Here is a 13,095-nt window from a genome sequence, read left to right on the forward strand (position 1 = left end):
TAAACATAGCTGCATCTAATTGTATTAAAAAATAAGCTACAGATAAGGAGTAATCTTGAATAATGCCTAAAGTAACAGCACAAGGAAAAAGCTTTGAATGTGACCAGGGCAGTAATCTGCGCAAGGTGTTACTAGACCATGGGGTTGCCCTATACAACGGCAACGCTAAACTAATTAACTGTAGAGGATTAGGTAGCTGTGGTACCTGTGCGGTTGAGATAGACGGGGAAGTATCCGAGCCAAATTGGAAGGATAAAGCTAGGCGATCGCTTCCGCCCCATTCTCCGACGGCAAATCGCCGCTTAGCCTGTCAGACAAAGGTTTTAGGTGATGTTTGTCTTACCAAATATGATGGCTTTTGGGGGCAAGGAGATAAAACTGTCTGGACCCCAGAATCATGAAGTTGTCGATGGTGACTGGAACCTCGGCTGTAGTTAAAACCTAGGGCGTGTCGTCAGTTAAGCCAAACAACAGCAGCAGCGAGATCAATTGTGCCTAAGACATTTCTAGCAGTTTGATCGTACCGGTTGCCATGGCACGGTATTGCTTGATTTTAGGGAATAAATTCTTAAAAAGATGTTGCGCTTTGTAAAGCTGTTTATCGTACTTTCGTTGCACTCTACGGTTAGATTTTGGAGGAATTATAGCCTCACATGCCATAGATTTAAAGCGAGCCAAGACTCGCTCATCGGCCAGGGCAAGAAGTGAATGTAAACTTACAAGAAGTGAATGTAAACTTATGTGTAATTAGGTAATTGTTTTAATTTAGGACTGCTATAGTTATCAGTGAAAGCGTCAGAAAAACTGAGCAAAAATGTGAGATAGAGCAAGGATTAGGATCATACTAATCCTTGATGAACAGCGCTATTGCATAGTTATATTAATGTATTAAGAAGAATCCTTATTGATTATGGCGTTTCCCCTGCTCTAGTTATGTAACTAGGTCTTGCTTTTTGTCCAAAGTCCAATTAGATAGAAGATATGTCTAAATGACTCAAATAACTTCTAGTGGTTACTCTCCAAGTACTTTATCTGAACTCCCAGTTATCCGAACATTTCAGATGGATGGGAGTGGTATTGGCACCATACCCAATTCAGTAAATCTCTTCCGAGGCGATGTTAACCTTCCCTTGGAATTAATATCCCTTCCGGGTAGAGGCGATTTGGATGTTAAGGTCGCCATCATGTACCAGAGTAACATTCAAAATCTGGTGGATACCTGGAATCTGGAGTCACCGACGGGAATTCTGGGTTTGGGGTGGAATATGCCCTATGAAATGATTGCCATTGACAATAAAAATACGGGTTCTAGCTACGACAACGAATATTATCTTGTTTCTGGCGGTTCGGCTAATCGGCTGTATCAAGATGGCGTAAATTTAGCCTCAGACGGAGTGAGTATAGAATCTTGGAATTTTGAGACGGAAGACTATAAACCTTGGGATATTCGCTATTACCCAAACAAAGAAAAATGGGTGATTATCAAGGAAAATGGGGTAAAGCAGACTTATGGAGGGAATACAAGCCAACCAGCAGACAAAAATCCCTATATTCAATGGGGTGTGAAATGGGGTGGTAGGAATGGTAACTGGATTGGTAGCACTACGAATACATCAGGACAGGAACCTTTTGTACTAGCTTGGAATTTAGCAGAAATTCAAAATACTTGGGGCGAAAAGGTTACTTTTAGCTATGAAGTTGATTTAAAAGAAATTGGTATCGGTGGTTATAAATATACCCAAGCTACTTACTTAAAACAAATTACTGCTTTAGATGGGCGTACTGTTAATTTTGTCTACCAACCTAAACAGTATGATGACCAAATAAGAGAGTATCAGATTCCCCATGAAGATAGCGGACAATCAAACCGTCATGCTTATCAGGATCGGTATGAAACTAAATTTCTTGATTCCATTGAAGTGAGACAAGAAAACTCAGAATCGCTGTTATTTTATATCCAGTTTGATTATGAGTTGGAAAATGTTTCCTTAACTGATCCTAATAATAATGCGGATTTCTCTAAGCGTTATCTAACAGGAATAACTCAGAAAAATGCAGAGGGAGAGTCTTTACCTGGTTATAAGTTTGAGTATTACACGAATCCAGAGGATATAAATGAGAATGTCCATCGTGGTGCATTAAAAAACATTACTTATCCTACAGGTAGTATTGCTAATTTCAATTACGACAAAAAGAATCTAATTGGAACTTCTCATAATATACCCATCTCTGGCAACGGTATTCCTCGTGTTTGGTTTGGTGGTGATTATGTTGTAGTTGCTTATTATGATGATAGTGGGAGAAATTTAGATGTCAAAGTATATAGCTGGAATGGTAACTGGATAGAGGATGAGAAAAGTATCTCTAGTCAGCTAGATATTGAGAGTTTGCAGGTAGTAACTCAGAGTAATTTCTTTGCGCTGAGTTTCAATTCAAATTCTCAAATGAATGTGTATCTATTCCATCAGGAAAAGGGGCGTTTTGGTCAATGGCACTCACCCTCTATTCCCCCTTTAGATTTACCTTCAAGTGATTCCTTAACACACCTTGCTGCTGGTAGTAGTTTTGTTGTTGCTGCTGTGTCTGGTGCAGATGCTAATTTATGGGTTTGGAATCAGCCGAATCAGATATGGAGTCCTCCCTGTCCCAGTATAAATATAAGTAAAGGTAATTATGCTTTAGCTGCTTTCGGTAATTATTTTACTATTGGTATCTATGATCCTGTTTTTAAAAGCTGTGAACTGGTGTTATATTACCAAGATGAAATTTCCGGAAGATGGGATCAAAAAGAAATTGCTACGATCAGTCCAGTTGAAAAAGATGCACAAGGTAATCCCTTGCTTAATTGGAGTTTGGGTAATGACTCGGCTACAGCAACTTTTGTTAAAAGTATCGGCACCAATATTGAGTATGAAGTAGCCATCTATCAATGGGATGCTCAGTTTGAAGTCAATCCTCAACCTTTCAGCAAATCCTACAGCGTACCTCAAGATACAAAAGAACCCTTTGGTTATTCCATAACTACAGGCAGCTTAGTTGCAAATGTTGGTAATCTCTGGCGATATAATGGCAGTGACTGGATAGATAGTAATCTGAATGTTTCTAGTGGAAATGAAGCAACAAAGTTGGCTTATGGTTCTGATTTAGCGATCGCCTCAAGTTCAGATTCCAGTGATATAAAAGCTTACAATCCTTATCAAGATCAATGGGAAACCCCTGACTTAGAGGGGTCTTTGTCAACAACTACGCCCAATTGGATAACTAGACTTTACCAGACTGTTTGTAAATGGCTAAATTCTTTACTAGACAATATTTTTAGAGGTTATATCCCAACTAAAGATTTCAATCTAGATGGAATTATTAATGATTATCAACCCACTGTCAGTGGTAACTTTATCACTATTGGGGACGCAATTTTTTACAGAGATAATCAAGGAGTATTTAACAAAGATCCACACTCAATTCCACCGGAGATTAAGCCTGATAGCATAATTAACCGCGCTCCTTTTTATATTGCTTGCGAGACGAATGATGGACAGACTCAGATATTTTTGTTAAAAAATGGCAAGGTTGTTAATCCTCAATCTCTCTCAGAAAGGATTTATGTTGATAACGAAAGCAGTAAAGGCAAATCGGGAACTAATTTAGCTGGATTGAATGCTTTTGTTACTTACAAAGGGGACAATTTTGATCAAGCTTCTGAATTGAATCTCTATTATGTTTTTAATGAATCAATTCAAGGCAATGTTACTGATTTCCCTGTAGTAAAAGTTACTATTAATGACGGTTATCAAGAAAGTCAGACTAGCTATGATTACGATACAGGTAATATAGTTATTAGTGCTCAAGGAATTGTTACTCAATATCCTCATGTTACGGTGATACAAGGCAGTGACAATTCACAATTAACTCCTTTTGGGAAGACTGAACATCTTTTCTTTAATGGACTTTCAGTAGAAGGTTTAGGGTTTAAGGACTTTCAAGGAAACCCTCCCTCTTACTACAGCTTCTTGCATGGTTCTCTGTATCAACAGAAAGCCTATAACTCAACAGATGATAAGTTACCTCGCCAAACTGTAACTGTGGAATATAACATAGTAACCCAAAGACAGAAATTAGGAGAGTCAAGGCCGGTTGATTTATACGGGTTTTATATTCAACAGAAACGCGAGGAAAGTATTCTCTATGACCAAGAAATTAGCACCACAGACTCAAATGGTAATGCATCAGATGTGGGAGTTAAACGAGCGGTTGAATATGAATATGACTCGGCAATGGGATTGCTAAAAACACAGACAACTTACAATTACAATAGTTTGGGTGAAAAGGAAACACTGACACAAACTTCTGTTTATGGTTGGGAAAAGTATGAGGAATTGAGACAACAAAATATCCTCACTCCTGTTGTCCAAACTGTTAGTAAAAATAATGATAAAACCACAGCGATCGCAGTTTCAACTTGGAAAGATTGGGGAGGAGGTAAATGGGGGCTATACCGAACCTATCAAGGACTTAATGAAGATGCTGTTTTTGACCAATGGGATAATTTAAGTGAACCAAATAAAACAGATTGGTTGAAGGTTTCAGAAGTAATTTATCGTACCTCAAATGGAGTAGCGCAAGATTTGATTGATGTCAATGGGGTTCACACTTCAACTCTATTAGATAACCAGCAATTTTATCCTGTTGCTCAATTTACTAATGCTACGATTGAAGAGGTAACTTATACAGGGTTTGAAGCTTACGAGAATCTCAGTGATTGGAGTATAAATCAAGGTAATATAACTGCTTTGATTGTCACCGGAGATGCTCATACAGGTGTTTCTAGTTTGCGACTTCACCCTAATTTTACTCTCAAAAAACAAGCATATCTAACCCTGAATAATACTGCTCAAACCTATATTATTTCTGCTTGGATTAAAACAGAAACAGCGTTTGAAACAGATGGGGGTAAAGCCCAAGTTAAACTACAATTTTACAACGGTGATAACCCTGTAGGGCAACCTATTACTGTGCCCATTGAATCAACTGATAGCGTATGGCAATATTGGCATCATGTAATTGATACAAATAAAATTCAAGGAACACAGTTAGGACTAGAAATATCTAATCAAAAAACATCTAAATCTTTTTTAATCGATGATATTTGCTTTGTTCCTTTGATGGGTGGTTTCCAAGGGAATGTCTATGACACTAAATACAAAATCATGACAGCTAAACTTGGCAATCATGCCGACACTCTGCGCTATGTCTATGACAACTATCAGCGAATGATAGCTACTATTGGCCCAGATGAAAATGTCCGTACTTTAACAGTACCCTATTATTCCCGACAAGGGAATGACGCATTCACTGGGACAGATCCTAACAGTAGCTTGCGGATTGCTGCCAGAAATGGGGGGATTTACGATAACTTCCATGATGGACAATGGCAGGATATATGGGATGGAGATGCCAATGCGTGGAAGGTGGAAAATGAGGCTTTGGTTCACGTTGGTACGCAAACAGACCAGATAACTCTCAAAAACTCCGATGCTTACTCTAATTATGGGGTGCGAGTGCAAGTAACTCCGCCAGAAACAGTGAATCAGCCCCTTGGTATCTCCATTGGCTCACATCTGACCGTTCAATGGTCGTCCTCGGATGGGTGGCAGGTAAACGGTGATAAGATTCCATCGGCTATGAAACCTGCGGGAGATTGGGTTCTTGTTGCTATAGAGAGTGCTGTTCTTTTCTATGTTGATGGGCAACAACTATTTGCTGGCATCCTAGACCAGACGGTTTCTGGGGCGTTGAGCTTGTTCTGTGGAGATCGGGTTTCTTATCAAGATGTTGTCGTCTTCCAAGATCCGATGACCTCTATTGACTATCTCGATGGCAATGGTCGCAAGAAGCAAACCCAATTGCTAGAAGGAGTAAATTGTCTGGTTAACCAAGCTATCTATGACGAACTTGGACGTGCAGCAGTGCAGACAAAAACGGCTCAATATGAGAATACTTTGTTTGCTTTTCAGAGTAATTTTGTCACTACATTTGATTGGGAAACTGGAGTAATGGAAGGGGATGTTGCCCAGTATTACTCAGCTACAGGGGGCGGTTTCTCCGATGATGGGGGCTATCCTTATTCTCGTAAGTTGTTTGAGAACTCTCCGTTATCGCGGGTGATGGAAAGGGGTAAACCAGGGAAGGATTTTGCGATCGCAAATACAGACAATCCTGCTCTGAATCATACTTTGAGGTATGGTTATGGGATTAACGGGGAAGGGGATGTTTTTGGCGAGTTCAAGTTTCCTGGTAACGAATATCTGATCAAGACTATTACCGATCCCAATGGGGTCAAGACTTATACCCTCAAAGATCAAGCAGGCCAAATACTTGCCAAGAAAACGCTGATTGAACCGGAAACAAATGAATATATCACCCTTGCCTATGAATATGATGATGCTGGAAGGCTAGTTACCACTAAACCCCCCAACTATTACCAGCCCCCTGATGGCTCGCAACCGGAACAATGGGTATCCACCAATCAGTATGATTTCTTAGGTCGGTTGACGCAAAGTTATAATCCTGATAATAAGTCCTCACAATACATCTATGACCGAGGGGGCAAACCTCGTTTCATGCAGGATGCTAATGGAGCAGCAGCACAATCACCCTATATTCTTTATACTAAGTACGATCGCCTGAGCCGACCTGTGGAAAAGGGGTATCTAGAATATACTTGGGATGAAGCTGACCTTCAGGAGAAAGCCGAAACTCCTGATTGGCCATCAACTCCCCCTACTTGGCGAAAAAAGTATTTCTATGATGGAGATGGGGTTTCTCCTTATGCCATCGGTGCGTTAACTAAAATCTTAACCAATAATAGCGATCATGGTGAGCCAGATGTGGAGGAGACGTTTACCTATGATGTCTATGGGGATGTTCTCAGCAAAACCCTCAAAGTCAATGCTTATGGGGATGAAACCTATATTACCCATTATGAATACGATAACCTGGGCAATGTCATTAAGATAACTTATCCCAATGGGACAGAAACAAGCAGTGAAAGCCCCACAGAAATCTTTTACACCTATGACCATCTCGGTTATCTCAAGGGCATTGGCACATCTCCCGATCAGCCAGAAACATTGGCAGCTTATCACTATAACGCTAATGGCAGCTTGAAAGCAGAGTTGTTGCACAATGGCAATTCTGGTCAAATCAAACGGTATTACCAGTATAATTCGCCGGGATGGGTGACTCAAATTGCTGACGATTTCTTTAACGAAACCCTTGAATATACGCCCCAAGAAAGTGACGATAACGGCTATTACAATGGCGAAATTAGTCAAATTGAACAGGCTTTCGCTTGGGAAAATGCTCCCGAAGCCTATAATTATCGGTTTGAGTACGATAATATCGACCAGTTAAAGGTTGCCCAGAATAACCAGATCGAAACGGGTAATCTCGGTGTTGGTCAACCTGTCACTTATGATCCTAATGGGAATTTCTTGGATGTTAAACGGGGTAGCGATGAGGCGCAATTCTCCTACCTTCCAGGTACGAATCAGGTCAAAAATACTGGTGGGAACGAGGATGATTTCCACTATGATGACAACGGCAATATTACTACTGCCATTAAAGGGGCTGGCGGCTTAAATAAGCCACTCTCTAAGCTTACCTATGACCCCATGACTCAACTGACCAGATCAATTGCGGTAGATGATGAAACTGTCAGTCTGGTTACCTATGCTTATGGTGGTAAGAATCAACGGGTTTTGAAACAATCTTGGCGTGGGAATTCCCCTAATACTGCCAAACTGTATATCCGGGGTATGAACTCCTATCCGTTGCTGGAGAAGATTAGGGATGTAAACAATGGGGAGTCTGAAGTTCTCTATATCTATGGACCTGGTGGTTTGCTGGCGATGGTGAAAAACCAGAAACTCTACTATGTCTTGAAGGATCACGAGGGTTCTAGTCGAGTCGTTATTGATGTTTCCGGTGATCAGCATCCAGTTGCTGCTTCCTATGACTATATGCCGTTTGGCAATCTACTGCGAACAACAGGGGATGGGCAAATTCTCAGTTATCGGTATACCGGACAGGAATACGAGCCAGAAACTGGCTTATATAATTATCGCGCACGCTTGTACGACAGCACGTTGGGGCGTTTCTATACCATTGACCCCGCAGGAGAGTTTTTCAGTCCCTATCTCTATGCAGGAAACGATCCTCTATCACATACTGATCCAACAGGAGAATCCGTTTTCAGTTTTCTAGGTGATATCACCAAATCTGTGTATCATGTTTGGTCAAAAATCAACCCTGTCGGTCATTTCGCTATAAAATTCCTGGCACCTGACCTGGATAAGTCTTTATCAACAGGAAATTTTGGTTCGTTTACAAGCTTTTTCTCAGGCTTAGGTAAGGAGGCGGTCAACTTAGGCGTTGATGCTTATAACTTTGCCAATATAATTTCTTCACCTTACAGTATGGCTTATGCCGCATACAGGATGTCTCAAGGGAAATCTGTAGGGATTCCACATCCATTCAAGATTAACAAGGATGAGCAATTTGGTGCAGGTATCGCAGAAGTAGGCTCCCTACTTATACCAGTAGGAGGAGAGGAAGAAGCAGCAGAGAGAGTTGCTGTTGGCCTGGAAGAAAGAGCTACTGCTACTGCTGAAGAAAAAGGTGCCGCAACCTTAGAAGAACGAGGTGCTGCTACCATTGCCGAAGATAACACAACCAAATGTTTTGTGGCAGGTACTGAGGTAGCGGTTGAAGATGGTTTTATAGCGATTGAAAAAATCGAGAAAGGTGATTTAGTCTGGGCTTTCAATGAAGACACGGGTGAAGTAGGATTGTATCCCGTTTTGGAAGCATTTGAGCGGACATCAAGATATATTGTTCTGCTTACCTTTGGAGAGGAGGAAATTATAACAACCCCAGAGCATCCTTTCTGGGTAAATGGAAAAGGTTGGACTCCTGCGGAAGGTCTAAAAAAAGGCGATATTTTGCTCAATAAAGCTGGGCGTAAATTAAGTCTAGACAGGATTGAAATGAAGTTAGAGCGATCGCAAGTCTTTAATTTTGAAGTAGGCGGGGCGCATACTTATTATGTAACCCAGAAACGGATTTTGGTTCATAATCCTCCATGTGGGAGGATTATAGCAAATAGACTAACAAGGCAGGCGATAAACTCTGATATTGCAAGGGAATTCCGAATGCCACCTGGAAGTCCCTCACGCGCACTTTACAACGCGAATAGAGGTTTAGCGTCTCCTTTCGATTCCCTCCCTGCTAAATTAGCCCATGAAGAATTAAGGCGTATGGGTTCTGCTGCTGATAGCACAGATCCTCAAATTCTTCGGGATTTTGTTTTTAGGGAAAAGAATCAGTTTATTCAAAACAGGCATAGGATGACATTACCGACAAGAACACTAACCTATCTTCCCGATTCTATCAGAAATCCGCTTGCCGTCTTCCACGCATGGTGGTGAAGAGGAGGGTAAATGGGAAGATTTCCTATCCGTGGACATGGATTGAACTATCAAATAAACACTGAAATAAAACAAAGGAGAATCTAAAATTATGAAAACTCACAATCAAAACCATTCGATCCGACCCCCATAACAGGAAATATCAAACCCTGATTTATTGTCCTATGGACATGGATCGAACTATCAAATAAACACTGAAATCAAACAAAGGAGAAACTTAAATCATGACAGTACCAATTGGAACGATTATGGCATATGCAGGAAAAACTGACGGAACTGCTGCAGGACAATTACAACGTCAAGGATGGCTTATCTGCGATGGGAACCAGTATCTACAGAGCAACTATCCGGAGCTAAACGGCGTAATTGGAAGTTATTATGGAGTAGCTTCAAATGCTCAATTTTTCAGGGTACCCGATTTGCGAGGTCGCTTTGTCCGAGGCGTAGATGGTACGGCAGGACGAGATCCAGATACTCATGAGCGCACTGCTTCTGGTAGAGGTGGAAATGAGGGTAATAATGTTGGTTCTGTGCAGGAGGATGAATTTAAAGCTCACAATCACAAATTCAAGAACACAACAGGCAACGGTAATCAAGACAAAAAAGATGCTAACACAACAGGCGATATCCAGAAAAGTGGGGATATAACTGCTAGCATGATGGAGGCAGGTGGAAAAGAAACCCGCCCCAAGAACATCTACGTCAATTGGATCATCAAGGCGAAGGATGTGTAGCTGATTCTTAAATTGGGAAATAGGGCGATCGCTTGTAGTGAATTGAGGGGCGATCGCTATTTTATTGAGGGCGGCGTTTGTGGTAAATTATGCACCTCAAGCCATACATACACGGTAATATTAACCTCAAGACAAAAATTTCCTGTGGTATTTCTAGACTTCCATCCCTTCCCCAATTTGGCGGTATGGGAGATCACTATTATAATTATAGATGCAGTAGATAAAGGCGATGGAATTTTATGAGTGTCGCAGAAATCAAAGAAGCAGTAATGAAACTCTCTACGGGAGAATTAACAGATCTGGTTAAATGGCTTGATGAATTCTATGAATCTCTATGGGATAAGCAAATTGAGGAAGACTTTGAATCTGGCAAGCTAGATCATCTAATTAAACAAGCAAGGCAAGAATTCAGAGAGGGAAAGTGCCAGGAAATTTAAAGCATTTCACTACTTCACAGTTTTGGGAGTACTACCGTCAGTTGCCACAGGAAATTCAAGAATTAGCAGATAAGAACTATGAATTGCTTAAGCAAGATCCCAAACATCCATCTTTGAAATTAAAAAAGATCAAAAGTTTGTGGTCGGTAAGAGTAGGTAGAAATTATAGAGCTTTAGGTTCTGATGAACCAGAGGGAGTTCTATGGTTCTGGATCGGCCCACACAGCAAGTACGATGATATCTTAAAGCAAATCTAGCTTTTGTAGTGCGATGGTTGTAGTGAATGAAAGATGCGATCGCGTTTTGGAGAATGCGTTCGCGTAGCGGCTCGTACCGAGCATCGCTTTTCTGGTGAGCATGACTGGAACTGAATCCAGCAACAGTTAAAATCTAAGAAACAGGAGTAGGACTTACGCATTTGCCCCCTAAATCCCCCAATTCTGGGGGACTTTGACATCATTACCCCCCAAAATTGGGGGGCTAGGGGGGCGCTTATCAACTTAACCGCGTAAGTCCTGAGGAGCTCATAAATGGTTGCTGTTAATCAAATTAGACAAACCTTGACCCTGGCAGAATTTTTAGAACTTCCTGAAACGAAACCTGCTAGTGAATATGTCAATGGACAAATTCAACAAAAACCTATGCCTCAAGGAAAGCACAGCATCCTTCAACGGGAATTGAGTTTTGCTTTAACACTCGCCTTAAAGCCAGAGCGAACTGCCCAGGCATTCCCCGAACTGCGGTGTACCTTTGGTGGGCGATCAATTGTCCCAGACGTTGCCGTCTTTCGTACAGAACGGATTCCTCGTGATCATGATGGCCAAGTGGCTAATTCCTTCAATCTACATCCAGATTGGACCATCGAGATCTTATCCCCCAAGCAGAGCCAAACCAAAGTCATTCGCAACATTCTCCATTGTCTCGACAATGGTACTAACATGGGGTGGTTATTGGATCCGGAAGAGTCCTTGATATTTGTCTATAGTGCCGATAAATCCGTGCAACTGTTTGAGAACTTAGAGGTGGTGTTGCCGGTGCCAGAGTTTGCCGAAGCAGTGCAGCTTAAGGTGGGTGAGATATTTGATTGGTTGAAAGAGTAAACGGATCTTGTAGGATGCGTTCGCGTAGCGGCTCGTACCGAGCATCGCTTTTCTGGTGGGGATTACTGGAACTGAATCCAGCAACAGTAAAAATCTTAAGCATTCAGCTATCAGCTATCAGCTAATGCGCTACTTGAGATGCTACGGCAACAGCTATCAGCCAAAGGCCTGTGGCCACGCTACGGGAACAGTTTATGTCCATAGCACACGCTACAGCAACAGCTTTTGAATAAAATAAGCTGTTCGCGAAGCGTGAGCCTTCGGCTCACGGCTGACGGCTGACCGCTGAATGCTTACTTAAAATCTAACAAACAGGAGGTCATAAATGGTTGCTGTTAATCAAATTAGACAAACGTTGACCCTGGCGGAATTTTTAGAAATTCCTGAAACGAAACCTGCTAGTGAATATGTCAATGGAGAAATTCAACAAAAACCTATGCCTCAAGGAGAACATAGTACCTTACAAATTCGTCTTGGTACAGCGATAAATGACGTTGTTTTATCGAAAAAAATCGCCCATGCTTTCCCTGAATTAAGATGTACTTTTGGGGGACGTTCTATTGTTCCAGATATTACAGTATTTAGTTGGGATCGTATTCCGAAAACAGAAAAAGGAAGAATTGCCAAGAAATTTGAGCTTTATCATGATTGGGTAATCGAAATTCTTTCTCCTGAACAATCTGCGAATAAAGTGATAAAAAAAATTCTGTTTTGTCTGAACCAAGGAACAGAATTAGGCTGGTTAATTGATCCTGAAGATGAATCAGTGATGATCTTTAAACCGAATCAATTGCCAGAAATCAAATCAGATCAAGAAATTTTACCTGTACTAGATAGTCTTAAAGATTGGCAATTATCCGTTGCCGAAATGTTTAGTTGGTTAAGTGTTAACTAATTTTTGGTTGGCTTTTATTTTTTCCATTTATCGGCCATAAGTCATGGATTGAGAGTAATCACAATGACTAATGACCAATGACCAATTACCCAAGCTTGAAAAGAGCAATGCTACCGGAATGGATATGATATCCCAGTTGAGCAATTATCCCTGTGGCTCGATGCCTGCTGCTCTTAGCTGCGCTGCCAATTTCTCGGCTCGCTGCCGTTCCTGTTCAGCTCGTTGCCGTTCCTGCTCAGCTCGCTGCCGTTCCTGTTGAGCTCGTTGCTGTTCCTCGATCACCAACTCCGAACCCCACAGCAACAGTTCTCCTGGCTGATCCCACCAACGTAACCAGTAACCAGTTCCGTTTTCCTTAGTTCCTTGCCAGATACCCAGAAATAAGCTGATTTCATCAATCCAGTAACGGTTATTACCATCGGGTGGTTGGAGTTGATAACG

10 protein-coding genes and 1 pseudogene are annotated in these 13,095 nt (G+C 41.4%); 8 read left to right on the plus strand and 3 right to left on the minus strand.

What is annotated here, in order from left to right:
* Positions 1–62: 62 nt before the first annotated feature.
* Positions 63–401 (plus strand): 2Fe-2S iron-sulfur cluster-binding protein, encoded by a 339-nt coding sequence (locus tag F6K49_RS28165; protein WP_293022465.1) that lies wholly within the window; start codon positions 63–65, stop codon positions 399–401.
* Between the two features lie 94 nt (positions 402–495).
* On the opposite strand, the gene F6K49_RS28170 is transcribed toward F6K49_RS28165, so the two are convergent.
* Positions 496–660 carry a hypothetical protein gene (locus F6K49_RS28170; RefSeq protein ID WP_293022468.1) on the minus strand — a complete coding sequence of 55 codons (165 nt, stop codon included), beginning with the start codon at positions 658–660 and terminating at the stop codon, positions 496–498.
* Positions 661–989: 329 nt separating this feature from the next.
* Here F6K49_RS28170 and F6K49_RS28175 point away from each other — a divergent pair, with 329 nt between their 5' ends.
* From F6K49_RS28175 to F6K49_RS28190, 4 genes are all read left to right on the plus strand, one after another.
* Positions 990–9,488 (plus strand): polymorphic toxin-type HINT domain-containing protein, encoded by an 8,499-nt coding sequence (locus tag F6K49_RS28175; RefSeq protein WP_293022471.1) that lies wholly within the window; start codon positions 990–992, stop codon positions 9,486–9,488.
* Between the two features lie 224 nt (positions 9,489–9,712).
* On the plus strand, positions 9,713–10,222 hold the full coding sequence (locus F6K49_RS28180; RefSeq protein WP_293022473.1) for a phage tail protein: 510 nt from the start codon (positions 9,713–9,715) through the stop codon (positions 10,220–10,222).
* Positions 10,223–10,461: 239 nt separating this feature from the next.
* Positions 10,462–10,659 (plus strand): hypothetical protein, encoded by a 198-nt coding sequence (locus F6K49_RS28185; RefSeq protein WP_293022475.1) that lies wholly within the window; start codon positions 10,462–10,464, stop codon positions 10,657–10,659.
* Positions 10,644–10,916: a hypothetical protein gene (locus F6K49_RS28190; protein WP_293022477.1), complete on the plus strand. Its 273-nt coding sequence runs from the start codon at positions 10,644–10,646 to the stop codon at positions 10,914–10,916. Before F6K49_RS28185 ends, F6K49_RS28190 begins: the two co-directional genes overlap by 16 nt.
* Here the strand turns inward: F6K49_RS28190 and F6K49_RS28195 are convergent.
* Complete coding sequence (locus F6K49_RS28195) at positions 10,902–11,039, minus strand: hypothetical protein (protein WP_293022479.1); 138 nt, start codon at positions 11,037–11,039, stop codon at positions 10,902–10,904. The genes F6K49_RS28190 and F6K49_RS28195 overlap by 15 nt on opposite strands.
* Before the next feature lie 150 nt (positions 11,040–11,189).
* Between F6K49_RS28195 and F6K49_RS28200 the strand changes: the two genes are divergently transcribed.
* The 3 genes from F6K49_RS28200 (at position 11,190) to F6K49_RS28210 (ending at position 12,654) form a co-directional block, all read left to right on the plus strand.
* Positions 11,190–11,759 (plus strand): Uma2 family endonuclease, encoded by a 570-nt coding sequence (locus tag F6K49_RS28200; RefSeq protein ID WP_293022482.1) that lies wholly within the window; start codon positions 11,190–11,192, stop codon positions 11,757–11,759.
* Positions 11,760–11,814: 55 nt separating this feature from the next.
* Positions 11,815–11,988 (plus strand): hypothetical protein, encoded by a 174-nt coding sequence (locus F6K49_RS28205; RefSeq protein ID WP_293022485.1) that lies wholly within the window; start codon positions 11,815–11,817, stop codon positions 11,986–11,988.
* 96 nt (positions 11,989–12,084) lie between these two features.
* A complete protein-coding gene (locus F6K49_RS28210; protein ID WP_293022488.1) occupies positions 12,085–12,654 on the plus strand; it encodes a Uma2 family endonuclease in 570 nt (189 codons plus the stop codon).
* 144 nt (positions 12,655–12,798) lie between these two features.
* On the opposite strand, the pseudogene F6K49_RS28215 reads toward F6K49_RS28210, so the two are convergent.
* A pseudogene (locus F6K49_RS28215) lies at positions 12,799–13,095 on the minus strand (Uma2 family endonuclease); the annotation flags it as partial.

The organism is Moorena sp. SIO3I6, from assembly GCF_010672095.1.